The 24,818-nt window shown below is 65.8% G+C and carries 29 protein-coding genes and 1 pseudogene; 10 read left to right on the plus strand and 20 right to left on the minus strand.

Translation table 11 applies throughout. From position 1 onward, the window contains the following. Nucleotides 1–9: 9 nt before the first annotated feature. From QM618_RS10350 to QM618_RS10370, 5 genes and pseudogenes are all read right to left on the minus strand, one after another. A complete protein-coding gene (locus QM618_RS10350; protein WP_428098314.1) occupies nucleotides 10–501 on the minus strand; it encodes a hypothetical protein in 492 nt (163 codons plus the stop codon). Between the two features lie 12 nt (nucleotides 502–513). After that, a pseudogene (locus QM618_RS10355) lies at nucleotides 514–1,848 on the minus strand (DEAD/DEAH box helicase); the annotation flags it as partial. A gap of 203 nt (nucleotides 1,849–2,051) precedes the next feature. Next, nucleotides 2,052–2,801: an alpha/beta hydrolase gene (locus tag QM618_RS10360; protein WP_428098317.1), complete on the minus strand. Its 750-nt coding sequence runs from the start codon at nucleotides 2,799–2,801 to the stop codon at nucleotides 2,052–2,054. A 21-nt stretch (nucleotides 2,802–2,822) separates the two neighbouring features. After that, nucleotides 2,823–3,245 carry a polynucleotide kinase gene (locus QM618_RS10365; RefSeq protein WP_428098320.1) on the minus strand — a complete coding sequence of 141 codons (423 nt, stop codon included), beginning with the start codon at nucleotides 3,243–3,245 and terminating at the stop codon, nucleotides 2,823–2,825. Then, a complete protein-coding gene (locus tag QM618_RS10370; protein WP_428098323.1) occupies nucleotides 3,242–4,015 on the minus strand; it encodes a nucleotidyltransferase domain-containing protein in 774 nt (257 codons plus the stop codon). The genes QM618_RS10365 and QM618_RS10370 overlap by 4 nt, the downstream gene beginning before the upstream one ends. A gap of 61 nt (nucleotides 4,016–4,076) precedes the next feature. Between QM618_RS10370 and QM618_RS10375 the strand changes: the two genes are divergently transcribed. Genes QM618_RS10375 through QM618_RS10385 form a run of 3 tightly spaced genes read left to right on the plus strand, consistent with a single transcriptional unit; the run spans nucleotide 4,077 to nucleotide 5,454 of the window. Then, the gene (locus tag QM618_RS10375) at nucleotides 4,077–4,508 is read left to right on the plus strand and encodes a nucleotidyltransferase family protein (protein ID WP_428098326.1); all 432 of its coding nucleotides are present in this window, start codon (nucleotides 4,077–4,079) and stop codon (nucleotides 4,506–4,508) included. After that, the gene (locus QM618_RS10380) at nucleotides 4,505–4,852 is read left to right on the plus strand and encodes a HepT-like ribonuclease domain-containing protein (RefSeq protein ID WP_428098330.1); all 348 of its coding nucleotides are present in this window, start codon (nucleotides 4,505–4,507) and stop codon (nucleotides 4,850–4,852) included. The genes QM618_RS10375 and QM618_RS10380 overlap by 4 nt, the downstream gene beginning before the upstream one ends. Further along, nucleotides 4,849–5,454 (plus strand): hypothetical protein, encoded by a 606-nt coding sequence (locus QM618_RS10385; protein ID WP_428098333.1) that lies wholly within the window; start codon nucleotides 4,849–4,851, stop codon nucleotides 5,452–5,454. Before QM618_RS10380 ends, QM618_RS10385 begins: the two co-directional genes overlap by 4 nt. Here QM618_RS10385 and QM618_RS10390 read toward each other — a convergent pair. The 5 genes from QM618_RS10390 to QM618_RS10410 all read right to left on the minus strand — a co-directional run bounded on the left by QM618_RS10390 (nucleotide 5,451) and on the right by QM618_RS10410 (nucleotide 9,624). Next, the gene (locus tag QM618_RS10390; protein WP_428098336.1) at nucleotides 5,451–6,782 is read right to left on the minus strand and encodes a PQQ-dependent sugar dehydrogenase; all 1,332 of its coding nucleotides are present in this window, start codon (nucleotides 6,780–6,782) and stop codon (nucleotides 5,451–5,453) included. The two genes, QM618_RS10385 and QM618_RS10390, sit on opposite strands and share 4 nt — an antisense overlap. A 21-nt stretch (nucleotides 6,783–6,803) precedes the next feature. Then, nucleotides 6,804–7,478: a hypothetical protein gene (locus QM618_RS10395; RefSeq protein WP_428098339.1), complete on the minus strand. Its 675-nt coding sequence runs from the start codon at nucleotides 7,476–7,478 to the stop codon at nucleotides 6,804–6,806. A gap of 9 nt (nucleotides 7,479–7,487) precedes the next feature. Next, nucleotides 7,488–8,465: a PQQ-dependent sugar dehydrogenase gene (locus QM618_RS10400; RefSeq protein WP_428098342.1), complete on the minus strand. Its 978-nt coding sequence runs from the start codon at nucleotides 8,463–8,465 to the stop codon at nucleotides 7,488–7,490. A 9-nt stretch (nucleotides 8,466–8,474) separates the two neighbouring features. Next, nucleotides 8,475–9,047 (minus strand): hypothetical protein, encoded by a 573-nt coding sequence (locus tag QM618_RS10405; RefSeq protein WP_428098345.1) that lies wholly within the window; start codon nucleotides 9,045–9,047, stop codon nucleotides 8,475–8,477. Between the two features lie 106 nt (nucleotides 9,048–9,153). Next, nucleotides 9,154–9,624, minus strand: coding sequence for a winged helix-turn-helix transcriptional regulator (locus tag QM618_RS10410; RefSeq protein WP_428098349.1), 471 nt, complete (start codon nucleotides 9,622–9,624; stop codon nucleotides 9,154–9,156). Between the two features lie 75 nt (nucleotides 9,625–9,699). Between QM618_RS10410 and QM618_RS10415 the strand changes: the two genes are divergently transcribed. Further along, complete coding sequence (locus QM618_RS10415) at nucleotides 9,700–10,212, plus strand: SRPBCC family protein (RefSeq protein WP_428098352.1); 513 nt, start codon at nucleotides 9,700–9,702, stop codon at nucleotides 10,210–10,212. A 181-nt stretch (nucleotides 10,213–10,393) separates the two neighbouring features. Here QM618_RS10415 and QM618_RS10420 read toward each other — a convergent pair whose 3' ends face one another. Further along, the gene (locus QM618_RS10420; RefSeq protein ID WP_428098355.1) at nucleotides 10,394–10,567 is read right to left on the minus strand and encodes a hypothetical protein; all 174 of its coding nucleotides are present in this window, start codon (nucleotides 10,565–10,567) and stop codon (nucleotides 10,394–10,396) included. A 474-nt stretch (nucleotides 10,568–11,041) separates the two neighbouring features. Continuing rightward, nucleotides 11,042–11,752, minus strand: coding sequence for a hypothetical protein (locus QM618_RS10425; protein ID WP_428098358.1), 711 nt, complete (start codon nucleotides 11,750–11,752; stop codon nucleotides 11,042–11,044). Between the two features lie 419 nt (nucleotides 11,753–12,171). On the opposite strand from QM618_RS10425, the gene QM618_RS10430 reads away from it, so the two are divergent. After that, nucleotides 12,172–13,536 (plus strand): ATP-binding protein, encoded by a 1,365-nt coding sequence (locus QM618_RS10430; RefSeq protein WP_428098362.1) that lies wholly within the window; start codon nucleotides 12,172–12,174, stop codon nucleotides 13,534–13,536. A 150-nt stretch (nucleotides 13,537–13,686) separates the two neighbouring features. Here QM618_RS10430 and pheT read toward each other — a convergent pair whose 3' ends face one another. The 7 genes from pheT to infC all read right to left on the minus strand — a co-directional run bounded on the left by pheT (nucleotide 13,687) and on the right by infC (nucleotide 20,957). Beyond that, a complete protein-coding gene (gene pheT, locus QM618_RS10435) occupies nucleotides 13,687–16,314 on the minus strand; it encodes a phenylalanine--tRNA ligase subunit beta (protein WP_428098365.1) in 2,628 nt (875 codons plus the stop codon). A 1-nt stretch (nucleotide 16,315) separates the two neighbouring features. Next, nucleotides 16,316–17,404 carry a phenylalanine--tRNA ligase subunit alpha gene (gene pheS / locus QM618_RS10440; RefSeq protein WP_428098368.1) on the minus strand — a complete coding sequence of 363 codons (1,089 nt, stop codon included), beginning with the start codon at nucleotides 17,402–17,404 and terminating at the stop codon, nucleotides 16,316–16,318. A gap of 135 nt (nucleotides 17,405–17,539) precedes the next feature. After that, complete coding sequence (locus QM618_RS10445) at nucleotides 17,540–17,995, minus strand: hypothetical protein (protein ID WP_428098372.1); 456 nt, start codon at nucleotides 17,993–17,995, stop codon at nucleotides 17,540–17,542. A gap of 558 nt (nucleotides 17,996–18,553) precedes the next feature. After that, entirely contained in the window at nucleotides 18,554–19,390 is an 837-nt protein-coding gene (locus QM618_RS10450; protein ID WP_428098375.1) for a TrmH family RNA methyltransferase, read from the minus strand. A gap of 9 nt (nucleotides 19,391–19,399) precedes the next feature. After that, nucleotides 19,400–19,783, minus strand: coding sequence for a 50S ribosomal protein L20 (rplT, locus tag QM618_RS10455; RefSeq protein ID WP_428098378.1), 384 nt, complete (start codon nucleotides 19,781–19,783; stop codon nucleotides 19,400–19,402). Between the two features lie 12 nt (nucleotides 19,784–19,795). Further along, nucleotides 19,796–19,993 (minus strand): 50S ribosomal protein L35, encoded by a 198-nt coding sequence (gene rpmI, locus QM618_RS10460; RefSeq protein ID WP_428098381.1) that lies wholly within the window; start codon nucleotides 19,991–19,993, stop codon nucleotides 19,796–19,798. 43 nt (nucleotides 19,994–20,036) lie between these two features. Next, nucleotides 20,037–20,957, minus strand: coding sequence for a translation initiation factor IF-3 (infC, locus tag QM618_RS10465; RefSeq protein ID WP_428098740.1), 921 nt, complete (start codon nucleotides 20,955–20,957; stop codon nucleotides 20,037–20,039). Between the two features lie 135 nt (nucleotides 20,958–21,092). Here infC and QM618_RS10470 point away from each other — a divergent pair, with 135 nt between their 5' ends. Genes QM618_RS10470 through QM618_RS10490 form a run of 5 tightly spaced genes read left to right on the plus strand, consistent with a single transcriptional unit; the run spans nucleotide 21,093 to nucleotide 24,076 of the window. After that, entirely contained in the window at nucleotides 21,093–21,437 is a 345-nt protein-coding gene (locus QM618_RS10470; RefSeq protein ID WP_428098384.1) for a DUF1844 domain-containing protein, read from the plus strand. Nucleotides 21,438–21,440: 3 nt separating this feature from the next. Continuing rightward, complete coding sequence (locus QM618_RS10475; RefSeq protein ID WP_428098388.1) at nucleotides 21,441–22,082, plus strand: hypothetical protein; 642 nt, start codon at nucleotides 21,441–21,443, stop codon at nucleotides 22,080–22,082. Then, nucleotides 22,079–22,840 carry a trypsin-like peptidase domain-containing protein gene (locus QM618_RS10480; protein ID WP_428098393.1) on the plus strand — a complete coding sequence of 254 codons (762 nt, stop codon included), beginning with the start codon at nucleotides 22,079–22,081 and terminating at the stop codon, nucleotides 22,838–22,840. Before QM618_RS10475 ends, QM618_RS10480 begins: the two co-directional genes overlap by 4 nt. Beyond that, nucleotides 22,837–23,358, plus strand: coding sequence for a hypothetical protein (locus QM618_RS10485; RefSeq protein ID WP_428098399.1), 522 nt, complete (start codon nucleotides 22,837–22,839; stop codon nucleotides 23,356–23,358). The genes QM618_RS10480 and QM618_RS10485 overlap by 4 nt, the downstream gene beginning before the upstream one ends. Continuing rightward, the gene (locus QM618_RS10490; protein ID WP_428098403.1) at nucleotides 23,351–24,076 is read left to right on the plus strand and encodes a S1 family peptidase; all 726 of its coding nucleotides are present in this window, start codon (nucleotides 23,351–23,353) and stop codon (nucleotides 24,074–24,076) included. Before QM618_RS10485 ends, QM618_RS10490 begins: the two co-directional genes overlap by 8 nt. Here QM618_RS10490 and QM618_RS10495 read toward each other — a convergent pair. Beyond that, nucleotides 24,073–24,804, minus strand: a complete 732-nt coding sequence (locus QM618_RS10495; protein ID WP_428098406.1) for an SseB family protein — start codon at nucleotides 24,802–24,804, stop codon at nucleotides 24,073–24,075. The two genes, QM618_RS10490 and QM618_RS10495, sit on opposite strands and share 4 nt — an antisense overlap. Nucleotides 24,805–24,818 lie beyond the last annotated feature (14 nt).

Here is a 24,818-nt window from a genome sequence, read left to right on the forward strand (position 1 = left end):
ACGGGGGCCTTAGCCTCGTTCGATGGCAAACCCGTGCAGCCGCACCCAAGAGTCAAGATGCGAGGCCTGCAACGGGGTCATGGCCATGGCGTCACACAACCGGATCCGCGCGTCACCCTGGGAGGCGAACACTGCCCCGTGGTCCGCGGCGCCCTCGTGCGTGATGACGATGGGCTCGCCCTTGGCGAAAGCCGTGGCGCGGCCGTGGCGAGCGCCGGTGCCGTGGCTCGCGAGCAGCCGGTCGCCGTCGACTGCGAGGAATGTGCTGTCCTCCCACCACTGGCTGATGGTGATCGCGAGCCAGCCAAGGCACGCGATTGCCACCGCCGCAGGGATCACAAGGTTTCCGGAACTCCCGTTGGAGTCCCCTTTGGCCTGTTGCAGCGCGTTGATGAGCACCGCCACGCCGATCACGGCCACCACAACGAGCAGCACGGCACGGTTGCGCAGCTTGCTGCGCCGCCCGCCGTGGAGCACAAACTCATCGTCTGGCGCGCTCATCCTCTTACGTTAGCCCCGGCGGCGTCGGTTGCCCGACGCTGACCTGGCTTGGCCACGGCCGGCACCTTGGGTGCGGTTTTCGTGGGTACGGCCCTCGCCGTTGCGGCGCGGCGCACCGTTGCGTGCGGGGCGGCGGTGGCTCTGGGGCGCCTTGGCGGGCGCCGGGACGGGCTTCACGTGCGGAGCCACGTCACCCACCAGGTCCTTGACCTGCGCGGACGTCGACGAGACGGCCTGCGGCCGCACCTGGATGTTGGCCTTGCGCAGCAGCTGATCGGTCTCACGGCGCTGCTCGGGAAGCACGATCGTCACCACATCTCCGGAGGAGCCGGCCCGGGCCGTGCGGCCCGAACGGTGCAGGTAAGCCTTGTGTTCGGCGGGCGGATCCACGTGAACCACCAGCTCGATGCCGTCCACGTGCACGCCGCGCGCGGCCACGTCCGTGGCCACAAGCACCTTGGCGTCGCCTGCCGCAAAGGTGGCGAGGTTGCGATCCCTTGCCGCCTGCGAAAGGTTCCCGTGCAGATCGACTGCCGGGATGCCGTCGGCCGTGAGCTGGGTAGCCAACTTGCGCGCCTGGTGCTTGGTGCGCATGAACAGTACGCGCTTGCCGGTACCAGAGGCCAAGGTGCGAACGAGGTCCTTCTTGGCCCCAGCGTCGGGCACATGGAAGACGTGGTGCGTCATGGCGTCAACGTGGCTGTCCGCGCTGTCGACCTCATGCGTGACGGGGTCGCTGAGGAAGCGCTTGACGAGCTTGTCCACGCCGTTGTCGAGCGTGGCGCTGAAGAGGAGGCGCTGGCCGCGCGCGGGGGTGGCCGCCATGATGCGGGTGACGCCGGGGAGGAAGCCGAGGTCTGCCATGTGGTCAGCCTCGTCGAGAACGGTGATTTCCACGGCGCTGAGCGAGACGATGCGCTGGCCCATGAGGTCCTCGAGGCGGCCGGGGCAAGCGACCACGATGTCAACGCCGCGCTTCATCGCCTGCTCTTGACGCTGCTGGGACACGCCGCCGTAGATGGTGGCGGTGGTGAGGCCGTAAGCCCTGGCGAGCGGGGCGAGCACGGTGTTGATCTGGGTGGCGAGCTCGCGCGTGGGCGCGAGGATCAGCGCGCGCGGCTGGCCGGGGCGCGCCTTGCCACCCTTGGCGCCAAGGCGAGCGGCCACGGGGATGGAGAAGGCGAGCGTCTTGCCCGAGCCGGTCTTGCCTCGGCCAAGCACATCGCGGCCAGCGAGGGTGTCCGGGAGCGTGTCTTCCTGGATGGGGAAGGCCACGCGCTTTCCCTCGCGCTCGAGGACGTCGGTGATGGGCGTGGGCACGCCGAGGTCGGCGAAATGTGAAGTCATGAGAGGTCTTTCAGTGGTGTGCCGTCGGCGGCACTGGTGGCGAATCGCGAAGGTGTCCGCGTTCGTTCGCCGGAGAGAAGAATCTGCGAGCCTGGCGCTGTCTCCCTGCGGAGCGCGCCGACGAGATGAGAAGCAATCTGCGACGTATCCAGGCCCTTTGCAGTTCCTGGGATGTGTCAAGGATACCAGGTGGCCCCGCGCGCCTACTCGACGGCCGCCGCCCAAGCGAGTACAGCGTCGGCCAGTGGGTCCCAACCGGGGCTGTTGCACAGCAGATGATCGCGGCCCTCGAGGGCGGTGAACTCGGCCTGCGGATAGCGGGCGGCGATCTTGCGCGCGAGGCTCACCGGGATGAGCCGGTCCTTGGTACCGCCGTAGATCGCGAGCGGCGCGGTGAGGTGGGCGGGATCGACCTTGGCGCGGCCAAACAGCGTGTCGAGCGGAACGCCACGCGCCTCAGGAGTGACGAACTGCTCCCAAATAGCGTCCCGCGCCTCGGGTGCGGTGGCATTGCCGAACGTGCGGGCGAATCGCGCCGAGGACATAGGCAACGGCTTGCTGCGCAGCAGCGCATTGGTGTGCGGCAGGTTGGCGCGCAGGAATTCAGGCCGCAGGGAGATCATGCCCGACGGTGGGGCTGGGGAGATCGCAACGCCCGCCTTCCCCACGCCTTGGGCGAGCAGGGCTTGGACCAGGAGGCCGCCGACGGAATGACCGATGAGGATGGCGTCCTTGTGGTCTTCGAGTTCCTTCGCGTGATGCCCCACGAGGTCTGGGAATCCAAGCGTCCTAAGCTCACCTGGCGGGTTCGCGCGCATTGCCTTGGGGTCACCCTCGTGGCCGGGCCACTCCACGGCGATGGTCTCGAAGCCGGCCGTCGTGGCGAGTTCCCGCCACGACTCCCAACTGGCTGCCGTCATGTACATGCCGTGAATGAACGCGAGTGTGGTCATGGTGGGACTCTAGCGAGGTGCCTAGAAATTGCCGGGCGCCACCTGCAGGCACGTGATCCCTAGGGAGCGCCACATCGCCACCACTTGGTCGCGGTCGTCGAGGACGCACAGCACGTCAAAGTGGGGCTCAATGTGCTCCCGGTAGATCTCCTTCTTGATGGTCGCGTCCTTGCGGTCATCGCGATCCGCGCGCATGAAGGGACCCACGAAGGGTGTTGTGAGGTGGCGCGTCAGCCAGAGCTCCGTGTCATCGCGGGCGGCCTCGGTGCGGCCGGAGACGATCACGAGCGTATGCCCGCGCGCCGCGAGCGCGCGGGCAACCTCAATCACGGCGGCGTTGGGCTTGTCTTTGAGAACTCCCTGGTGCGAGTACGGATTGCGATCCGTGATGAGGGCAAGGGTGCCGTCGATGTCGACGATGACCGCGGACGGCTTCGTGGTCACGACCTCTCCAACTCGCCGATGAAGAACCGATCGAACACCGCACCGTCGGCCGCAGGCGCGGACTCAACCACGGCGTCGGCGAGAGCCGCGATCCGGTGCTCGAGGAACTCGGTGACCACAGCGTCGGGCTCATAGAAGGATTTCTCCGCGAGCGTGGACTTGAGCTCGACCAGGGCGTCGATGCGTGCGCGGACGTCTGCGTTGTCGATGAGCGCGTCGGTGAGCGCGTAGAGCGTCATGGGCGGGCGGTCTTCGCGGGTGGCGCACCACTGCGCGGCGAGCGCCGTGCGCAGCGAGTAGAGGAAGCGCTTGAGCCGGCGATCCTTGCCAGACGGCGACTCGGTGAAGTGGTTGCGGGCGAGCGACGTGTAGTGCATAAACGCCCGCTCGCGGCGATACGTGGCGTCGAGGAGAGACCGCATGCGGGCGGCGAAGTCATCGTGGTCTTTGTAGATGACCGGAGAGTCGAGCCACTCGGAGAGCGTCGCGTTTCCGGCCCGTGCCAGGCCCAATGCCTTCCGCAGGTCCCATCCAGCGATGTCCATCTCGCCCGAGATAGGGATGTCGATGACGTCCCTGCGCTGCTCGATGCTGAGGTACCAATCGCGCGGGTGGGCGTAGACGAAGCGGACGTCGAAGTCGCTGTCCGGGCTCGCGAAGCCCCACGCGCGCGAGCCGGACTCGCACGCGAAGAGGACGCGGACGTCGTGCTCGCGCTCGATGGCTGCGAGGTGTGTGCGCACCTCTGCTTGGACTTCTTTGGAGACCATGTTCTGAGACTAGTGAAGAGTTCGTTGCACCATCTGCACCAGATGGTGCACGATAGGAAGCGTGCGCCGCGCCACCGTCACCATCCGCGATGATCTCGAGCACGCGCTCGAGTCATTCGTGGACGCACTGCCCGCCCGGCCTTCGCTCGCTTCAGTGGTCGAGGCGGCCCTCGAGGCATACCTGGTCGAGCCGCATGCGGTGCCCTCGCGTCTTCCCAAGGTCATGCGGAACCGCGCACGGATCAAGGACCTCTCTCTTGCTCGAGGCGTAGATCGAATTGCGCTCTTCGGATCGGTCGCGAGCGGCACGGACGGTCCGGAGTCCGACGTCGACTTCTGGGTTCACGGGACTGAACCAGTTGGGCTGTTCGCTCTGGCGGCCTTGCGGCACGACCTCGCCACCCTGCTAGGCGAACACGTCGACTTGGTGACCCTCGGCGGGCTGCCGCAGGCCGAACGTGACGCCGTGCTCGAGCGATCGCTGGTGCTATGACCTCCCTGCCCGAGCGCGATGCGAGGCGCCTGCGCAACGTTGCTGCAGCTTCGGGCCGTATCGCCAACTACACCGCGCTAGGGCGAGCGTCTCTCGACGACGAGCGCACGTACGACGCCGTGCTCAGGTGTCTCACGATCGTTGGTGAAGCGCTGGGCGCGCTAAGCGACGAGACCTACGCACGGCTACCTTCGGTGCCGATAGGGCTGACGAAGCAGCAACGCAATCTCATCGTTCACAAATACTGGCCGGTGGACCCCGAGGTGATCTGGGCGACCGTTGAGCGAGATGTGCCGCAGCTACTAGGCGACGTGGAGCGAGTGCTCGCTAGAGTGGCGACATGACCGTAACGGGGACGGTGCCTGCGCCTTCATCGCGCGCGTTGCGGGTTGTGGCGTGGATCGCATTCGTGCTGGTCGCACTCTTGATCGCCGCATGGTTTGTGGCCGCGAAGAACCCCCGCCTTGAAGGGGCTGGGATGTCTTCGCAGAGCGGTGAATTTGAGCTGAACGACGAGTCCGACTGGATGGACGCCGACGAAGCCGAGTGGACCGTGTGGGACCAGCCTGGCGGCGCGTGGGCGAGCATCGTGGTCAAGAACGCACGACCGTATCCGGTGACGCTTGCGCCGAGCGACCCAACGCGCTTTGGCGAGGTGCAAGTTGCCGCGTTCGATCCGACGTCTACGGCCTCGACCATGGACGCCGAATCTGTGACGCCCGCTGATTCACTGCGGGTAGAGCCCGGCGGATATGCGCTGGTCTCGCTGCGAGTCACCGCGGACTGCGTGATCCTGAGTCCCGGAGGTGCCATCGGTAGCGATGCCGCCGAGGTGAAGGTCACCACGTTTGGAATTACGTCCACGCTTGAGGTGCCATTCGGTGCGATGTACTGGGCCGGCTGGAGAGGCAGCCACACGCCGGACGCGGACTGTCCCGCGAGTTAGTTGGGCGTGATCCGATACACCAGCCCCGCCGCGTCATCGGTGACATAAAGCGAACCGTCTGGACCCACGACCGAGGCGACGCTCCTCCCCCACCGGTCACCAGCGTCGGACTGCCATCCTGTGACGAGGAACTCCATGGGGCCCAGGGTGCCCGTGGCGTCATCCCAGGGGGCGAAGGCGACGTAGGGCTCCTGCGGCGGCTCGCGGTTCCACGAGCCGTGCGCGGTGATGAGGGCACCGCTGCCGAGCACTGGTTCGAGCGGCGTGCCGGCGGTGAAGGTGAGACCAAGCGGCGCGCTATGTGCGGGCAGGCCCAACTGGATGGTGCCGAGGCTTCGGCAATCCAGGCTTTCACCGTCGGGGTTGTTCTCGGCGTCGTTGACGTACGGGATGTTGGTGTTTCTGGAGTTGTCGCGCGCGTCCGGGAGGCAGAAGGGCCAGCCGAGGCCCGTGCCCTGCTCGAGCCGCGTCACCGCCTCCACGGGGTTCTCGTTGACGAAGTCTTGGATGACGTGGCCGAAGTTTCCGGTGTCGTCGTCGAAGGGGTAGGGCACGTTGTCCATGCCGTTGACGGCCGAGAAGAGGGTTTTATCAGGGGCGATAGCGAGGGCCATGCCGTTGCGGACGCCCGTTGCCAGTATCTGGTTGCCATCGCCGTTGATGCCCACCTGCCAGACGGTGGCGCGCTGGGGGTCGCCGTCGCGGCCGGTGGTCTCGCGGTTCCCCTCCGAGCCGACGCTGTAGTACACCGTGCTGCCGTTGACGGCCACGCCTTTGGCGCCGTGGCCGCTGGTGGGGAGGCTGTCGACGAGCGTTGTTGGGTTGCTGACTGTGCCGTTGGCGTACTCGTATTTCACTATCTTGTCCGCCTCGCCGACCACCAGGAACTTGTCGTTGAGCGCGAAGGCGAGGCCTTGGGGTCCGTTGAGGCCCGTGAGGAGTGCTTCTTGTTCGGGGGCCGTGCCGGGCTCCGTGGGGGTGAGTCTCGTGACTGTGCCAGCGCCGCCGGTGCTGACAAGGAGGCTGCCGTTCGGGTCCCAGGCGGCGAGCCTTGCTCCTGGCACATTTGCCCAGACCTCGGCGGTCCAGCCTTGAGGGATGTTGAGTTGCTTTCCCTCCGCAGGGCCGGGATTGGTGCCGTCGGCGACTGTGAGTTCAGTGGGCACAAGCGGCCCGACGCTGTGGCTGGGTTGCGCTGTGGGCGACGGCGCACCCGTTGGCGCGACGGTAGCGGGCTCCGATGGAACAAGGTCATCAACAGGTTCAGAGCACCCTGCAAGGCCGAGCGCGACGAGAGCGATCGCGATGGAAGGTGTCAGACGCCGCATGCTTCGAGGCTAGACGCCTGGCTAGAACCCGTCGAGCCCAGCCGCGTCGAGACACCCCATCGATTCCCAGTCCTCGGGCGGAGGTGCATCACTTGAGCGGTCGATACCCGTCTCCGAGTAGATGAGCAGCTCCTTGAGTTCGTCGTTCGTGCTCGATTCGTCAGCCGGGATGCCGTGTTCAGTGAGGCATTCGATGATGAGGGGTCGCGCACGGTCAAACTCAGCGTCGGCCGCCTCCTGACCGGCAGGCTGTTGCTCGTACGCGGACTGAATCCAGTAGCTGTTCGCGAAGGCGCAGGCATCCGCGATGGCCTCCATCGCAGAGTCAGTGACCTCTACCGAGAACGGGATCGAGTCGTAGGGATCGTCGGGGTCTCTCGCTTGCTCGATGTAGTGAATGCCTGCGTCGTCGAGGCACGCGAATGTCGCGTCAACCGCAGTGCGGAGGTCCTCGAAGGGGACCGCGCCCGCGACCGCGGCGTCGCGCAGCATCGCGAGCTGTTGGTCGTTAGCGTCATTCTCCTCGGCGAGGCGAAGGATGGATTCGAGGGGCGACTCGCCCTCGCCTTCAGCAGTGCCCGTCGCACTTCGTGATTCGACTGGATGCGCTTCTACGTCGCCCGGACTACACGCGGCCAAGGCAAGCGCGACAGCTGTCGTCGCTAGTACTGCCCACACCAGCCTTCTCTTGACCACGCTTGAACCTTAGGCCGTGAGCGGCGCCAGACACGATTGTTCATCGACACAGCGGAGGTCGATGTTGGTGGGCGTCTCGCGAGTGTCGGGGACGCAGAACGGCCAGCCGAGGTCGATGCCCGGCGTGATGCGGGTGACCTGCTCGATGGGGTTCTCGTTGATGTACTCGGGCACGTTGAGGCCGAGCTGGCCGGTCTCGTCGTCGAAGGGGTAGGGCTGGTTGTCCATCTGGTTGACGCCCGCGAACAGTGTCGTATCAGGGGCGATGGCGAGCGCGAAGCCGTTGCGCACTCCCCTGGCGACCACCTTGTTGCCGTCTCCGTAGATGCTCGCCTGCCAGATGGTGGCGCGCTCGGGGGTCTGCTCGCGGCTTTGGGGGTCGCGGTTGTCCTCCGAGCCGAGGCTGTAGTAGACGATGTCGCCGCTGATCGCGATGCCCTTGGAGCCGTGGCCGGAGGTTGGGAGGTCGCCGACGATGGTGCGCGGGTTGGTGGCGTGACCGTTGGCGTATTCGTAGGTGACGATCTTGTCGCCCTCGCCCACGACGAGGTACTTACCACTCAACGCGAAGCCGAGGCCCTGGGGATTGTTGAGGCCGGTGATTATTGCCTCTTGCTTAGGGGCTTTGCCATCTTCTGTTGGGGTGAGGCGCGTGACGGTGCCGCCCTTGCCGTTGCTCACGAGCAGGCTGCCGTTGGGGTCCCATGCGGCGATCCGCGCGCCCGGAATGCTGGCCCAGACCTCTGCGGTCCAGCCTTGCGGGAGTTTGATGGATTGGCCTTCTGCTGAGCCGGGGTTGGTGCCTTCGGCGACGGTTACCTGGACTGAGACCAGTTGCCCGACGCTGGGGCTGGGTGGTGTGGTGGTAGTCGTATGCGCGACACGGGTCTCGCTCGGCGTCGGATCGGGGGTGCCGATGGGATCCGGAGTGCACCCCACCAGACCCACAAGCGTCATCAGAGCCAGTGCCATCGATCGTATGGCCATGTTCCGAGGCTACTTCTCGCCCGCGCCAACCCGCTTGTGCCAGAGTGCGAAGTCGAAGTCGAGAGTCAGCAACGCCAACGGCCAACGCCCCATGCTGGCCAACACACGTAGGCCGATCGGGGGTTCAAGGTCACCTTCGGGCCACGGCGACTCGCGCGAAAGTATCAGCGCGCGCTTGAGGGCTCTGCGATTTCCATCCTGCATCGTCCACATCACCCTCATGAGAGCCTCGATCGCTGCAACCTGACGACTCCTGTTGTGATCAGTACCGATTCGGGTGGCACCGACTGCGATCCACATCGCGAGTGCCCCATAGCGTCGAGCAGGCAACTGAACCGCGAGTTCCGTCGAGGTCGTGAACACGCGTAGCTGCCAGCCGCCGAAGCCAGAGAGAGGGGTCGGCATCACGATCCAGTTTCCAGACCTCATCAACTCTGCACGGGCTCGTGCTGCTGCCGCCGCGAAAGCCGCGCGCTTCTTGGCCCGCCGATCGACGAATACGCCGATGGCGAAGACAAGCGCCGCAACTAGTGGCGCGCATATCGTCGCTACTAGGGCCGCACCCTGCAGTCCGTTACTCATGCCCGCAATTCTTGATCAACGAACTGACATGCCCTTGACCGCTCTGTCCACTGGCGCGGGCAACGTCACCAGCAACCCGATCACGGCGCCCTCGCCGACGGCACCCCTAGGCGCTGAGCGGCCCCCGCCGCGAAGCCACGTACTCGGCGGGCATGCCGGGACCAAGTCGGATACCGACGTCCTCAGGCGCCACCACTCCACACGCTCCACACACCGCAGCAGTGTGCACATCTCCCCCGCACCCCGCGTGCTCGTACAGAATCGGCGGCTCGATCTCCGACGCCCACTCGTCACCCCACTCCGTCAGCGCGATGAGCGAAACTGCCAGCGCGCGGCCCTTGGGCGTCAGCGCATAGCCGCCATCAGCGTCGGGCGCCATAATGCCGGCCGCAACGAAACCCTCCAGCCGGGACGCGAGCACGTTGGTCGCAATGCCGAGGTTGTGCTGGAAGTCGCCAAAGCGCGTCACGCCGGCGAAGATCGCGTCGCGCAGGATGAGCAGGCTCCACCGCTCCCCCACGTCCTCGAGCGCGCGGGCGATGGAGCAGATCTGGGTGTCGTAGGTCTTTCCGAGCATGCGGCCGACTCTACCACTTGCATCATGCAAGTGGCCGGACTAGGGTCGATGAAACCACCAGCCAAGGAGCCCCTCATGTCCGCAGACTTCACCCGCACCATCACCGTCGACGCCACCCCGCAGCAAGCGTTCGACGCGATCAACGACGTCACGGGCTGGTGGGGCCGCATCACGGGCCGCACCACGAGCGTGGGCGACGAGTGGGTGTACGTGGTCCCCGGCCTGCACTACAGCGGCATGCGTGTCACGGAGCTTGAGCCTGGCCGACGCGTCGCCTGGCTTGTCACCGGCAGTTACCTGGACTTCGTGGAAGACCACCAAGAATGGAATGACACGACGGTCACTTTTGACATCGCGGAGACGGACTCGGGCACGCAGGTCACGTTCACGCACGCGGGGCTCGAGCCGAGGGTGGAGTGCTACAAGGTGTGCTCGGACGCGTGGAGCATGTTCATCGCGGGGAGTCTGAAGGACTTCATCAACACGGGCGTGGGGAAGCCGTATGTGTTTAGCGGGGCTGAAGCGTTGAGTGCGGATGATCATCAGGAGCTGCACGATGAGGTTCAGGCGTCCGCTGCGATGGAGTGACATGCGGATCAGCCCGGCTAGAGCGGGCAGCCATCCTCACAAACTGCGTGGCAAAGTCACTGGTCGCCGAGCCGAGGCTGTAGCACACGGTGTCGCCGCTGATCACGATGCACTCGGGGCCGTGGCCCGAGGTAGGGCGGTCGCCGACGATGGTGCGTGGGTTGGTGGCCTTGCCGTTGGCCTACTCGTAGGTGACGATCTTGTCGCCCTCGCCCAGGACGAGGAACTTGCCGTTAAGTGCGAAGCCGAGGCCCTGGAGGTTGTTGCGACGGCCAAGGATGGTCTCTCGCTTGGGCGTCTTGCCGTCTTCTGTTGGGGTGAGGCGCGTGATGGTGCCTCCTTTGCCGTTGCTCACGAGGAGGCTGCCGTCTGGGTCCCAGGCGGCGATGCGCGCGCCCGGGATCTTTACCCGGACCTCGGCCGTCCAGCCACCGGCGCGTTTGAGGGATTGGTCTTCGGCTGAGCCCGGGTTGGTGCCGCTGGCGAGGTTAGTGGGGCGAGGACTAATTGACCGACGCTGGGGTTATGTGCGGCGGTAGCCGTCGGCTCGCCAACGGTAGCGACGGGACTCGGCGTCGCCGATTGCAAATGGCCCGGCGGCAACGCACATGCGCTCAGCATCAACGTTAGGGGGCAAACGCGGCGATTCTCGCGAGCATTCTGCAGACTACGCGGCGCGACGTCGCCATCCATGTGAGTAGAGCGCTAAGTGGGCTGAGCCGGATGGTCACACGAGGACCCCATCGCCGATGTCCGCATGCCCCAGTTGTGCGGCAGTGCGAAGAGTTTCGTTGCACCACTTCAAGGGAAGCGCGGCGACTTGCGCACTCTAGGAGGTCAGCGAGGTGACCACCATCGTCAGGCCCGCCCCGAGCAACGCCGAGGTGATCGACCCGACGATGGCGACGAGCCAGGCGCTTCGGCGAGTGAGGGACAATTCGCGACTCTCGCGCCGCAAGTAGGGATAGAGCCACGTCCGCGAGTTGCGGCTGGAGGGTTCGATGAGCGACAGGAGCGCCAGGAACAGACCTACGCCAATCGCCGTAAGCGGGAGGACCCACACGACGCTCCACTCCACGTCTCTGTCAGTCGCAAGGCGCACCCCGACAATGAAAACGAGGGCGATCAACGCGACCACGGTGAAGAGCCAGCCAGTCATCGCCCACGTTTGAAGAAACGCGAGGCCACCGTTGAGGCGCCGCGGAGCCAATAGTGATGCGCATTCTTCGGCGGCAGTTTGGGCCTTCACGTTTGATCGACGCCACTGCGAGCGCGAGTGCTGGCGAGTAAGCGAGAGCTTTAGGTCCCCCTGAAACGCCACGATCCTTACTGACCGGAGTTCCTTCGGCGTTGCGTCCTTCAGATCGATGGCCGCGTCAGCTTCGCTATCTCCGGCCAAGAGACTTGGCGCACCATGCTGCCGCTGCAGGTGGTCGAGGACGTCTTGCAAGTCGTCGAGATACAGACGCAGGGTCCCAAGGTTTCGCATTTCCCAATCCGACGGCGGGGCCGGTCGGGTCGGCATACGCTTCAGAGCCATGTCCACATACTGCCGCAACGGGCGGAACCAAGTACGACGGTGCGAAACGCAACTGGCCGCACGCGTGGCCAAGCTAAGGAATTGCTCTGTTAGCAAGACACGTTCGCGGTCCTGCCAGGGCAGGAGCCCGAATCGCGACCGTGGTGCGAGAACTCGGTACAGATCCGGCCTGGACCGAACGGGCAACCACCCTCGCGTACTGCGGGCGGACGCACCCTGACCAGGTGGTTGCGCCTTAGGGGAGCTCACGGCGAGCATGCTCGGGACGGCGCCGCGAAGTCTCGTGAGGTTGTATTGATGAGTTGGTCCCTTGCCGAAGTCCATATGCCCCAGGCTGCGGGAGAGTACGGCGAGTTTCGACGCGTTACTTCAGCTGCAGTAGATACACTCGGCCTGAGGTCGACGCCGAGGGGGTCACGTTGGAAACTGCTCGCATTACGGGAGCGGCTGTCGCGCAACTTGGCCGACTCCACGAGGGGCCGTTCTTCGATCGCAAGTCGATTCGCATCGCGCCGGGCAAGTTGACTAGGACGGCAAGCGCGTTTGCCAACACCGACGGGGGCGACCTCATCATCGGGATTGAAGATGACGGCTCCTGGTCTGGCGCGCCAGACATGGAGGCACTCAACGGTCACCTGCAGGCACTCGAAGCGCTCTTCCCCTACGGAACCGAGTGCATGTACACCTTCCTTCAGAATACCGACGACAGTACCTACGGCCTCCTAGTGACGGTCTCGAAAGCCCGCGAGATCAAGGAGGCATCGGACGGCAAGGCATACGTGCGCCGCGGCGCCCAGTCGCTCCCTGTGAGCGATCTTGCGCACTTGAAGATGCAGAAGGGCATCACGTCGCTTGAGACCGCGACGTTGAACTACGCGTATCAAGACTTAGTCGTCTCTCCCGTCGCGGTCGATTTTGCCAAGAGCGTGGTCCCCACGACCGAGCCAGAACCTTGGCTGCGCAAGCAGAGTCTCATCGTGAACGACCTACCCACGGTTGCCGGCACGCTCCTGTTTCATGAGGAGCCCCAGATTCACTTGCCCAAGTCGTCGCTCAAGCTCTACAGGTATACGACGAGCGACACCGAAGGTTCTCGCGACCACCTTGCCTACGACCCGATCTCAATCGATGGCTGCATCTACGACCAAGTTAAGGCAGCCGTCACGGAGACCGTCCGGCAGGTTGAAACGATCCCGACGCTCGACGCGAGCGGGCTCAAGGCAATCAAGTACCCAGATGAGACCGTTCACGAGATCATTACGAACGCGCTGATTCACCGGGACTACTCGGTCAACGACGACGTGCACGTACGCGTTTTTGACAACCGCGTTGAGGTGCAGAGCCCCGGATCTTTGCCGGCGAACATCACAGCGTCCAACATCCTCGATGAGCGGTTCTCGCGGAACCCCGTCATAGTCCGTCTTCTCAACAAGTTTCCGGATGCGCCAAACAAGGACGTTGGCGAGGGCCTCAACACCGCATTCGAAGCCATGCGCAAACTCGACCTGCGCGAGCCTGAGATTCGTGACACGGGAACATCGGTAATCGTCGTCATTTGGCACGAGACTCTCGCCTCGCCCGAGTCGCGCATCGTCGACTACCTGCGGAAGAACAAGACCATCAATAACTCGCAGGCTCGCGCACTACTGAATCGTCCGGAGGCCGAGAGGACGATCCGGCGTTACTTCGAAGCGCTAATTACGGCCGGCGAAATCGAGCGGGTTCCGCAGAGCTCGGGCCGGGGCGCGAAGTACCGCCTGGTGTCCGCTGAACCGACGGACTAATCCTCAGAGGCGACACCCCTGCAAACGCGAATGACCGAGTTGATTGACGACTTGCCGCGTTGCCCGCCAAGGTGCCACCACATGTCGCGACAGAGGCGACGCGTGCGGTCAGAGCGTTTCGCGTAGTAGCCGGCAAACTGTTCCGCGGCGCTACCGCAGCGCTGCCCCAAACTCGTCCGTAGCCGCTGCGATGAGCGCCGTTCGCACGGCCAGCACCTCGTCGCCCGACAAGGTCCGATCAGGCGCACGCATCACCACGTTCACCGCCACAGACTTCTTGCCCTCGCCGACCTGTGCACCCTGGTAGACGTCGAACACCCGCACGTCCTCAACGAACTCGTGACCCGCGCGCAGCACAGAAACCAAGTCACCGGCCGTCACGGACACATCCACCACAAACGCGAAGTCCTCCTTCGCGAGCGGGTGACCAGCCACGGGCGTAGCCGAGGCAATCACCCCAGCAGACGCCGCCACCAACGGATCCAGCACTAGCTCAAACGCTACCGTCCGCGCCGACAGACCCAAGTCCTCGAGCACGCGCGGGTGCAACTCTCCCGCCACGCCCACCAGCCCAAAGCCCTCCGCGAAGAACGCCGCGCACCTGCCGGGGTGCCACGGCGCAAACTGCTCGGGCGCCACCGTGACCGGCACACCAACCGCAGATGCCACGCGCTCCACGGCGGCCACAGCGTCGGACCATTCAAAGGGAACCGCAGGCCCAGACCAATCAGCTGCCAACCGGGCACCGGTCATGATGCCGCCCACCCGGCGCGGCTGATCGCCAAGCGCCGCATCCAGCCTGGCAATGTCGTCGGGCTCGATCGTGTCGCCCTGGTACGTGCCAGAGATGTCGCCGATGCGCGACGCGCGATACACCCGTCCCACCTCGTAGATGCCCACATCCTGCGCACCACGCGAGAGGTTCACGCGCAGCGCGTCAACCAGAGTCGCCATGATCGACGTCCGCAGCAGCGGCTGCTCCGCCGAGAGCGGATTCGCCAGGCGCACCACGTCGCGGCGGATGTCGCCCTCGGGAATCTGCAGCTCGTCCAGCCGCGCGGGCGACATGAACGGGTACGTGAGCACCTCGGTCAGCCCGGACTCCGCGAGCGTGCGCGCCACCGTGTGCCGCACCCGCTGCTCGTGCGTGTAGCCGCGCCCGGGAGGCGCCACCGGCAGCACCGACGGCACGTTCGCATACCCGTGCAGGCGGCCCACCTCCTCCACCAGGTTGATCGGTGCGACGAGGTCGCCGCGCCACGTTGGCGGCGTCACGAGCAGGCTCTCCGCGTCGCGGTCCACGACGCAGCCCACCTTCTCGAGCGACGCGACCACTGCCTCGGGGTCGTAGTCGACGCCCACGATCTCGCCGGGGAACGCAACATCCATCGCGATCGCCTTGGGCGGCACGGTGTTGTCGATGTCCGTGTAGACGTCCTCGATCACTCCCCCGCCGTACTGCTGCATGAGCGTGAGCGCGCGTTCGATCGCGATGGCCGCCAGCGCCGTGTCCACGCCCCGCTCGTAGCGCCGCGACGCCTCCGAGCCCAGCCGGTGCCGCCGCGCCGTGCGCGCGATCGTGATCGGATCCCAGTGCGCCGCCTCCAGCAGGATGTCCGTGGTGGTCTCGCTCACCTCGGTCTCGAGGCCGCCCATGACGCCGCCGAGCCCCACCGGGCGCGCGCCGTGACCGCCGGTACTGTCGCAGACGAGGATGTCCTCGAGGTCAAGGTTGCGCTCCACGCCATCGAGCGTGGTGAGCTTGTCGCTGCCCGACGCTCTCCTCACCACCAGCGGTGCCGTCACCTTGGCAAGGTCGTAGGCGTGCAAGGGGTGGCCCAGCTCGAGCATCACGTAGTTGGTGACGTCCACCGCGAGCGAGACCGAGCGCATGCCCGCCTGCTCGAGGCGGCGCTTCATCTCCTGCGGGGAGGGGGCGCTGGGGTCGAAGCCGCGCAGGATGCGCGCCGCGAAGCGGTCGCAGCCCACGTTGCCGCGGATGGGCGCGTTGTCTTCGATGCTGACTTCGAAGCCGCCCGACGCTGTGCCCGTCACCGCGATCGCGGCAGGGTCTCGGAACTCCTGCCCCGTCGCGTGGCTGTACTCGCGGGCAACACCGCGAATGGAGAAGCTGTAGCCGCGGTCGGGGGTGACGTTGATCTCGATCGTCGACTCGTCGAGGCCAAGTAGGTGCTTCGCATCCGCTCCCGGCGTCAACGGCATCATTGCCTGCGGCCGGTAGCCCATGCCGTGGTCAAGGGGCATTCGTTGGATTAGGGGCGTAGTCGAAGAAATGTTCAGGTACTCGGTGAGCACGATAATCCCCGCATGCTCATCACCCAGGCCGAGTTCGCGCGCCGAGCAAATCATGCCGTCGGAGATATGACCGTAGGTCTTGCGAGCGGATATAGCGAAGTCTCCCGGCAAAACGGAACCTGGGAGCGCAACCACAACGAAGTCGCCGACCGTGAAGTTATGGGCGCCGCACACGATTCCGCGTCCTGTCCAGTTGGCCTCGGATCCCGGCAACACCGCGCTAGCCATTTGCTCGTTGTAGGGACCAACGTCAACGTGACACCAGTTGATCGTCTTGCCATTCGACTGCCTCTCGGGCACCACGGATTGCACATAGCCGACGACGACAGGGCCGGAGACACCGCCGCCCTCGATGCCTTCTTCTTCAAGGCCAACCCGAGCGAGCGCGGCGGCCACCTGGTCCGCGCTTGCACCATTGAGGTCTACGGACTCTTCAAGCCACTTCAGGGGGATCTTGGGCATGTCAGACCTCCAGGCCAAACTGCTGAGAGAAGCGGACGTCGCCCTCGACCATGTCGCGCATGTCCTTGACTCCGTGACGGAACATGAGGGTGCGTTCGATGCCCATTCCGAAGGCAAAGGCGGTGTAGACCTCAGGATCGATTCCCGCAGCAATCAACACGTTGGGGTGCGTCATGCCGCAGCCGCCCCATTCAATCCACCCGGTTCCCCGGCACGTGCGGCAGTCGGGGTCGCTTCCGCCGCAGACAAAGCAGCGCAGGTCCATCTCTGCTGACGGCTCGGTGAAGGGGAAGAAGCTGGGGCGGAGTCTTGTGACCGCATCCGGGCCAAAGAGGCTGCGGGCGAAGGCGTCGAGGGTGCCCTTGAGGTGCGCCATCGTGAGGCCCTTGTCCACGGCCAGGCCCTCGATCTGGTGGAAGACCGGGGTGTGGGTGGCGTCGAGCTCGTCGGTGCGGAAGGTCTTGCCCGGGCACACCACGTAGATTCCGCGGCCCTCGTTGACCAGGGCGTCGCGGCGGGCGATGGCCGCGCGGACCTGGACGGGGCTCGTGTGCGTGCGCATTACCAGGCCGGCCTTTGGCGGGTCGATGAAGAAGGTGTCCTGCATCTCGCGCGCGGGGTGGTCGGGGTCAAAGTTGAGGGCGTCAAAGTTGAACCACTCGGCCTCGAGCTCAGGGCCATCGGCGACCTCCCAGCCCATCGCAACAAAGGTGTCGCACATGCGCTCCTGGAGCGACTCAAGGGGGTGACGGGCGCCGGCGAGTCCGCGGCGCACGGGAAGGGTGACGTCCACGGCCTCTTCCACGAGCACGCGCTCGTCGCGCTCTGCCTCGAGGGTGGTTGTGCGGGCGGCGAGCGCGCGCCCAATCTCGGCGCGAGCGGCGCCCATGTTCTGCCCTGCCGTGACCTTTTCCGCGGGCTCAAGCGAGCCGATCACACGGTTTGCCAGGGTCAATGGCGCCTTGTCGCCCGTGTGGGCCAGGCGCGCCTCCTTGAGCTCATCCAAACTGGAGGCGGCGGCGAAGGCGGCAACAGCGTCGGACACTGCCTGGGCGATTGCGGCGCTATCGAGGGGGTTTACGTCAGTCATTGGGGGCTTTCCTGCTGGGAATCTGCGGGGTTACGGCCGCCCGCGCGTGGGGGCATGGCTCGTCCTGTCAGGCCAGCAGGGTCTCTGCTGGCCTAGATAAAGGGCGAAAGTGCCGAGCGCGTCACGGGGGTAAGCCTATCCCCAGATGCCGATGCGGCCGGTAATGAGGGTCAAGATGACCGCCGCAGCCACGGTGTTGATGAGGGGCAGTGCGATGCGGAGGCCGCGCGGCATCTGCTGGTTCTTGACGCCCGGGATCCCCATGAAGAACAGAATCAGACCCAATACCAGCCCGAATGGAACCCAGATCAGCAGGATAAGGGGGGCGAAGATGGCGATGCGCTCGGGGAGCTGGACGCCGGCGCCCATGTCGTAGATCTTCTTGTCTTCAAGGTACAGGGCTTGAAAGCCAGGAATGAAGCCTTGTGACTTGATTTTTGCGGTACTTCCGTTGCGCAGCGGGACGCTCCACCCGCCCTTGGTGCGCTTGATGACCTCGCCGCCAACGCGGATCTTGTAGAAGATGCCCTGCGGATTCTCGAGCTCAACCGTCTGACGCGCGCCCGGCACGTCCAGGGGAACGATGTCCATGACTCGCGAGGGTACCAGCGGAGCGAAGGCACCTTGTACTCGGCGGCGGTCGCCGCTTGTGCTCGGCTGCCGTGGCCGCTTGTGCTCGGCTGCAGTGGCCGCTTGTGCTCGGCTGCCGTGGCCGATGCGCCCTCCGCCGCCGTGGCCGCGGGTCCTCGGCCGCCGTGGCCGATGCGCCCTGGCGGCAAGGAGCGCGTCGTAAGCGGCGTTTAGGACCTGTGCCGTACCGCCAGGAGGTTCTGGGGCGGGCGGGCGGGGGCGGGCCGTGGCCGCGTGTCCTCGGATCGGCGGTTGCTGCGTGTCCTCGGCGGCCGTGACGGTGGGTCTTCCGCCGTCGCGGCCGATGCACCCTCGGCCGCCGTGGCCGATGCGCCCTGGCGGTAAGGAGCGCGTCCTAAGCGGCGTTTAGGACCTGTTCCGTACCGCCAGGACGCACTGGGGGTAGATCGACGGTTCGGTTGGAGGTTCACACGCCTGCGTGCGGCGGTCGCGGGACCAGGCGCGCAGGGCGGGGCGGGTCGCGCAGGATCGGGCGGGGCGGCGGCGAGAGAGCTACAACTAGCGCTGAGCCCACGCCGAGGCGTAGAGGCACACGGCAGCGGCCGTGGCGAGATTGAGGCTCTCGGCGGCCCCGTGAATCGGGATGCGCACCGTGTGGTCCGCGAGTGCAGCCTCCTCAGGCGACAGGCCGTGAGCCTCGTTGCCGAACACCCAGGCGGTGGGCTCGGCGAGCAGCGCGCCACACGCGGGATCAGCTGGGTTGAGCTCCACGTCCCCCGTGCCATCCGTGGCCAGCACCGTAAGCCCAGCCGCCCCCACAGAAGAGACCACCTCGGCCAACGTCCCACCGCGCACCACCGGCAGGTGGAACAGCGACCCAGCAGTAGACCGCACCACCTTGGGGTTCGTGAGGTCCACCGATTCCCCCGCGAGCACCACACAGTCGGCACCAGCAGCATCGGCCGCCCGGATCACGGTGCCGGCGTTGCCGGGGTCACGGACGTCGGCCAGCACGGCCACCAAACGGGGCGCGCCAGCCAACGCAGAATCCAGCGACACCCCCTCGGTCGAGACAACTGCCAACACCCCCTGCGCATCCCCACTCATCGCCGCGAGCACCTCGTCCGACCCAAAGTGCACGTACACCCCCGCCTCCTCGGCAGAGGTGACGATGGAGCGATACCGGGCCGCAGCGTCGGGCGTGATGTAGAGGTCACGCACGCGAGAGGAGGCGAACCGCACAGCTTCGCGCACCCCCTGCGGGCCCTCTACCAGGAACAACCCGGCCCTGGAACGCGCAGAACGCCCCGCGAGGGCGGCGACTCGTTTGACCCGCTCGGCCCGCACGTTGGCGAGAAAAGCGGACGAGTCGCGCCCCACGGGGCGTTCTGTCATGCGCGAAAACTACGCCGCAGCGGGCGCGTTGACGTCGGAGGGAAGAGCCTTCTTCGCCACCTCAACGAGAGCGGCAAACGCAGCCTCGTCGTTCACCGCGAGCTCGGCGAGCATGCGGCGGTCAACCTCGATCTCCGCGGCCTTGAGGCCCTGGATGAAGCGGTTGTACGTGATGCCGTTGGCGCGGGCCGCAGCGTTGATGCGCTGGATCCACAGCTTGCGGAAGTCACCCTTGCGCTTACGGCGGTCGCCGTACGCGTAGACCATCGAGTGAGTGACCTGCTCCTTGGCCTTGCGGTAAAGGCGCGAACGCTGACCGCGGTAACCGTGTGCGCGCTCGAGAGTGCTCCGGCGCTTCTTCTGGGCGTTGACCGCCCGCTTAACGCGTGCCATTACATATCTCCCTTACTTGCCCAACAGCTTCTTGATCTTCTTGGAGTCAGCATCCGAGAGGATGTTGTCGACGGCCACGCGACGCTTGCGCGAGTTCGTCTTCTCCTGGAACTTGTGCACGTTCATCGCGGACGCGTGCTTCACCTTGCCCGTGCCAGTCAGCTTGAAGCGCTTCTTGGCACCGGAGTGCGTCTTGTTCTTGGGGCTCATTGGCTCCACCTTTCGCTTGGTCCCACCGGGGTGGGCACACTTGTTATTTGGCCGCTGGCTTCGCAGCCGGCTTTGGCGCGGGCTTCGCTGCCGCCTTCGCCGCAGGCTTAGCTGCCGGCTTGGGCTTTGGCGCCGCCTTTGGCTTGGGCGCTGCCTCCTCAGCAACGTCCGACGCTTCGGCAGGTGCCGCGTCCTCCGTCACCTCGGGCGCTGCTTCTGCCTCGGCTACCTCAACTGCAGGCTCGGCGACCTCGTCGGCCACCTCAGCCACAGCGTCGGCCGCCTTGGGCGCGCGCCGTGCCTCACGCTCGGCACCCGCGGCGGCCTTCTGGGCCTCGCGAGCCTTGCGCTGCTCTTCCTTGGCTTCCGCCTTCTTCTTCAGCGGGCCAAGGACGAGCGACATGTTGCGACCCTCTTGGTTGGGCGCGTTCTCCACCACGGCGAACTCCGCGACCTCGTCCGCGAGCTTCATGAGAAGCCGGCGGCCCATCTCGGGCCGGGACTGCTCACGCCCACGGAACATGATCGTGACCTTGACCTTGTCGCCGCCCTTAAGGAAGCGGATGACGTGGCCCTTTTTGGTCTCGTAGTCGTGCTCGTCGATCTTGAGACGGAAACGCATCTCTTTGATCTCGGTGTTCGCCTGGTTGCGACGCGCCTCACGCGCCTTGACTGCGGCTTCGTACTTGAACTTGCCGTAGTCCATGAGCTTGGCTACCGGGGGTCGCGAGTTGGGCGCCACCTCGACGAGGTCGAGGTCCGATTCCTGTGCGAGCCGGAGAGCGTCCTCAATGCGGACGATGCCAACCTGCTCCCCTGCGGGGCCGACGAGTCGGACCTCGGGGACCCGGATGCGCTCGTTGATGCGAGGCTCGTTGATGGTTGCTCCTTCTGTCTGATTACCAACAGACCGCAGAGCAAAAAAAGAAGCCCCTGCACGCGCAGAGGCCACCATCGAGATCACCGCCAAGCGCGCAAAAACCCACGCGCGCTAGCGCTGAAACCGAGACCCTGGCCCATCTAGTGGCCCGAGGGTGGGAGGTGAACTCCACTTGCGCGTCGCGAAAGCCGCGACCGGTCAATAGACAAGAATAGCACCATGAGCCCAGAAACAGAAGGCGTGGAATCCCTCACACGCGACCTCGCAGAGGTGTCTGCGGTGGAACTTATCACCACCGTAAGCGTTCACCTACTGAGCGCGGCCGCCTTGCGGTGCGGGCTCGCGGAGGACGGCGAGGAGTATCAGGACCTCGACGAGGCTCGCACCATCATCAACGCCCTTGCAGGGCTGGTGACGGCCGCGGCCCCCGACCTTGGGGACACGCACGCGCGCGCCCTACGGGATGGCCTCCGCAGCGTTCAGCTGGCGTTCAGGGAGGCGTCGGTCATTCCGGACGCCCCTGGTGATGGGCCTGGCGAGAAGTACACGGGAGCGGTGAGTTAGTAGATGGCTGAGCAGGAACGGCCCGACGCTGGCACGGGTGTGCCCGCAGACGCGCCTGTTCCTGCCCCCACCTTCCGCGCGGACAACCCAGAGCCGCAGACCATCACCATTCCGGTGGTGCTCCCCCTCAACCAGCACGCTCGCGTGTGGATGCTGCTTGCCGGCGTCTTGGGCATCATGCTTGTGGCCGCCGTGGTCATCATCGGCTACCTCTGGAACGTCAACGGCAAGTGGCAGGCCCAAGTCACGAGTCTCACCGCCACCGGCTACAGCCTTGGCGACCGCATCGCGGAGCACGAGCAGCAGATTCAGCAGCTCGAGGCCACCAACCAGCTCCTCTCCGATCAGCTGGGCACCGCGAAGGACAAGGTGCTGTCGCTGTCCAACGAGAAGGCGCAGTGGAGCGACGAGACCGCCTACGCCCAACAGCAGGTTGACCTCCTCAACGGCCAGGTGAGCACCGCACAGACCGTGATCACCCAGCTAGGGCGCTGCATTGACGCCGAAAAGCAGCTCGCCACCTACGTGGCCGCCGCCGAGGAGTACACGCCGCAGCAGCTTGATCAGTACCGCGCGAGCGTGGATGGCCTGTGCGCCGCCGCAGCGGCGGCCACCACCGACTTTCAGAACTCGCTCACCCCATGAGCACAGTTCGCGCGCGCAACGCTGCAGTGGCCGCCGCAGTGGGTGCCGTAGCCGCCGTCGCGGCCCTCACCATCACGGGCTGCGGGATCCTGCCGGCCGCGCCCAGCCCCGCCCCAACGGACTTCGTTCCGGAGGTCACCGCCTCCCGTGGCGACGCCTCTGGCGCCCTCTCCCCTGATGGCTTCAGCGCCGCTCAGCGCATGAGCGTGCGGGTGCGGAACATCGGCTGCGGGTTCCTCGCCACCGGCTCTGGCTTCGCGCTCGACGACCACACGCTCGTCACCAACCGGCATGTGGTGGACAACGCCAAGCACATCGAGATCTCCACGTACGACGGCCGCGTGGTGCAGGCCACCGCCGCCTCCGCCACCACCATCGCGGACATCGCGATCGTCACTACCAAGGAATCCATAGGTCAGTCCTACGCGGATCTCGCGAGCTCGGATCCCGTGGAGGGAGACGTCATCACCGTTGTGGGCTACCCCAGCGGCGGCCGCCTCACCACCACCTCTGGCGTAGTGATTGGCCCCACCTCTGATCCTCTTGGCCGTGCCGTTGGCCAGGTGCTCGCGTCCACGGCCCAGATTGAGTTGGGCTCTTCCGGTTCCGCCGTGTTCAACGCGGGCGGCCAGGTGGTGGGCGTCATCTACGCCAAGAACGACTCCGACCAGAGCTTCATTGTCCCCATCTCCACCCTTAACTCGCTTCTCGACGAGCCATCACTGCTCGTCCCCGAATCTGAAGGTTGCTCGTCGTGACGTTTGAAACCCCGCCCGACGCCGTGGTGGCGGAAACGCCTCAGCTAGCCAGGCCGTCGGGCAGGAAAGGCCTGGTAATTGGGCTTATCCTGGCGCTGGTTGGCGTGGTGGCACTCGGCGGCTTGAGCGCATACCTGTGGTCTGTGCACTCGCAGTACGTGGCGCAGAACGAGCAGTTGCGGGACGAGGCGGCGACGCTTGGCACCGACGTGGCCACGGAACGTGCGCGCGTGGAGCAGTTGCAGGCGCAGCTCGATGAGACGGCCGCGCAGCTCGAGACGGCCAAGGACACGATCAATGGGCTCGCGAACTCGGAGGCGCAAGCGGGCGATGATCGCCAGGCGCTCATCGACGTGGCGGATGGCCTGCAAGAGTGCGCCAGCGCGCGGCAAGACCTGATTGACCATCTCAACGAGAGCTACAAGTGGACCGCCGCGAGCCTTGCGCAGCGCGAGGCCGACATCACCACGTACTGCAAGAAGGTGACCAAGGCGTACAACGAGATCCTCGATGACTAGGCGCCTTGCCGCGATGGTTGTGGGGTGCCTGACGCTTGCGGGATGCTCCGCGCTGCCTCAAGGTCCCGACCCGCTTCCCTCCACCTTCATCCCTGATGTTGAGGCGAGTGCCGCCCCGGATGCAGACGTCGTTGGCGGCTTCACGGTGGCGGAGCGCGAGGCGCTTCGCGTGCGCGTGCGCACCTGTGAGAGCTACATGACGGGCACGGCCTTCGCCATCGACGAGACCCACGCGATCACCAACCGCCATGTGGTCGAGGGCGCCACCGACATCACGGTGACGGGATACGACGGGCGCTCGTACACGGTCAAGAAGTCCGTTCTCGCGCGCAACGATGACCTCGCGCTACTGACGATCGAGGAGACGTTCCCCAACATCGCCACCCTTGCCGAGGCGGAACCCTCGCACGGCGACGAGCTCACCATTGCCGGCTACCCGCTCGGCGAGGCGCTTGTGGTGCGCTCGGGGCCGTTCACGCGTGACGTCACGGACACCGTGGGGACGTCGGACGACATGGTCTACGAGATCCGCGTGGAGTCCCACCCCGGCAACTCCGGCTCCGGGGTGACCAACGAGGACGGGAAGATCGTGGGCGTGCTCTACGCGTCAAACGATGTGGACACGTCGTACGCCGTGAGCCTGCCCACCCTCAACAACTTCCTCGACAACCTCGACGACGCGCAGCGCAACAGCGCGGAGTGCGAGTCGCAGGGCTAGTACTGAGCGGCCTCGCTGAGGCGCAGCTCAAGGCTGTCGAGACGCTGAGCAACGATGTCGTTGTAGGAGAGTTCGCGCTGCACGCGACCCAGGATCGCGTCGAGTTCCGACTGCGTGAGGCCCGGTACCAGCCTCAGCACAACGGCAACCTCGGCGCCACGGCCGGGAGCAACATCAACCTCTTTGAGCAGGTGATCGAGCGTCACGGCCTGCGCCACGGCGTCCCTCACCTCGTCGTCGACGCGGCCCTCGATCACTGCGGGACGCCAATGCCCGCCTTTGCCGAGCGCCCACACCGCCGGGCGTGGGATGAGCACCGTCTCCATGCCGGGGTTGATGACAAGCGTGCTCCACTCTTCGGCGATGGCCGCGAGCGCCGCGCGCGGTCCCTCTGCCGGAATGGGCCGAGCCTTAGGGTTCCAAAGCCGCATCGCGTCCACGTCGGTAAATACGGGGAGAGCCGCCCTGCCGTCGGGCATTTGCACGGCGACCACACCGGTGGAGGCCACGGCATCTTGCTCAAGCCCGTGCTTGCCCACGTGCCGCTCCTCCCCCTGCGCGAACACGGGGATCAGCACGCGCGCGTACGCGAGCGCGTCCACGACGTCCGTGAGGGGCGCCTTGCCGCGCGAGTAGCGAATCAGCGATTGGGCAAGGCGAGCGTCCGCGGAGCCGTCATCGTCCGCGAATATCGACTCAGGAATGTCCTTGAGTTCGTCGTCGCTCATGGGGTGAAGCCTAC

This window comes from Demequina sp., assembly GCF_049841215.1.
Classification (GTDB): Bacteria; Actinomycetota; Actinomycetes; order Actinomycetales; family Demequinaceae; genus Demequina.

Excerpts from the sequence above, each read along its gene's own strand:
- QM618_RS10350 (WP_428098314.1), bottom strand. The coding sequence starts at position 501 with ATGAGCGCGCCAGACGATGAGTTTGTGCTCCACGGCGGGCGGCGCAGC.
- QM618_RS10360 (WP_428098317.1), bottom strand. The coding sequence starts at position 2,801 with ATGACCACACTCGCGTTCATTCACGGCATGTACATGACGGCAGCCAGT.
- QM618_RS10370 (WP_428098323.1), bottom strand. The coding sequence starts at position 4,015 with ATGGTCTCCAAAGAAGTCCAAGCAGAGGTGCGCACACACCTCGCAGCC.
- QM618_RS10380 (WP_428098330.1), top strand. The coding sequence starts at position 4,505 with ATGACCTCCCTGCCCGAGCGCGATGCGAGGCGCCTGCGCAACGTTGCT.
- QM618_RS10385 (WP_428098333.1), top strand. The coding sequence starts at position 4,849 with ATGACCGTAACGGGGACGGTGCCTGCGCCTTCATCGCGCGCGTTGCGG.
- QM618_RS10390 (WP_428098336.1), bottom strand. The coding sequence starts at position 6,782 with ATGCGGCGTCTGACACCTTCCATCGCGATCGCTCTCGTCGCGCTCGGC.
- QM618_RS10400 (WP_428098342.1), bottom strand. The coding sequence starts at position 8,465 with ATGGCCATACGATCGATGGCACTGGCTCTGATGACGCTTGTGGGTCTG.
- QM618_RS10405 (WP_428098345.1), bottom strand. The coding sequence starts at position 9,047 with ATGAGTAACGGACTGCAGGGTGCGGCCCTAGTAGCGACGATATGCGCG.
- QM618_RS10410 (WP_428098349.1), bottom strand. The coding sequence starts at position 9,624 with ATGCTCGGAAAGACCTACGACACCCAGATCTGCTCCATCGCCCGCGCG.
- QM618_RS10415 (WP_428098352.1), top strand. The coding sequence starts at position 9,700 with ATGTCCGCAGACTTCACCCGCACCATCACCGTCGACGCCACCCCGCAG.
- QM618_RS10425 (WP_428098358.1), bottom strand. The coding sequence starts at position 11,752 with ATGGCTCTGAAGCGTATGCCGACCCGACCGGCCCCGCCGTCGGATTGG.
- pheT (WP_428098365.1), bottom strand. The coding sequence starts at position 16,314 with ATGCCCAAGATCCCCCTGAAGTGGCTTGAAGAGTCCGTAGACCTCAAT.
- pheS (WP_428098368.1), bottom strand. The coding sequence starts at position 17,404 with ATGACTGACGTAAACCCCCTCGATAGCGCCGCAATCGCCCAGGCAGTG.
- QM618_RS10445 (WP_428098372.1), bottom strand. The coding sequence starts at position 17,995 with ATGGACATCGTTCCCCTGGACGTGCCGGGCGCGCGTCAGACGGTTGAG.
- QM618_RS10450 (WP_428098375.1), bottom strand. The coding sequence starts at position 19,390 with ATGACAGAACGCCCCGTGGGGCGCGACTCGTCCGCTTTTCTCGCCAAC.
- rplT (WP_428098378.1), bottom strand. The coding sequence starts at position 19,783 with ATGGCACGCGTTAAGCGGGCGGTCAACGCCCAGAAGAAGCGCCGGAGC.
- rpmI (WP_428098381.1), bottom strand. The coding sequence starts at position 19,993 with ATGAGCCCCAAGAACAAGACGCACTCCGGTGCCAAGAAGCGCTTCAAG.
- QM618_RS10470 (WP_428098384.1), top strand. The coding sequence starts at position 21,093 with ATGAGCCCAGAAACAGAAGGCGTGGAATCCCTCACACGCGACCTCGCA.
- QM618_RS10475 (WP_428098388.1), top strand. The coding sequence starts at position 21,441 with ATGGCTGAGCAGGAACGGCCCGACGCTGGCACGGGTGTGCCCGCAGAC.
- QM618_RS10480 (WP_428098393.1), top strand. The coding sequence starts at position 22,079 with ATGAGCACAGTTCGCGCGCGCAACGCTGCAGTGGCCGCCGCAGTGGGT.
- QM618_RS10490 (WP_428098403.1), top strand. The coding sequence starts at position 23,351 with ATGACTAGGCGCCTTGCCGCGATGGTTGTGGGGTGCCTGACGCTTGCG.
- QM618_RS10495 (WP_428098406.1), bottom strand. The coding sequence starts at position 24,804 with ATGAGCGACGACGAACTCAAGGACATTCCTGAGTCGATATTCGCGGAC.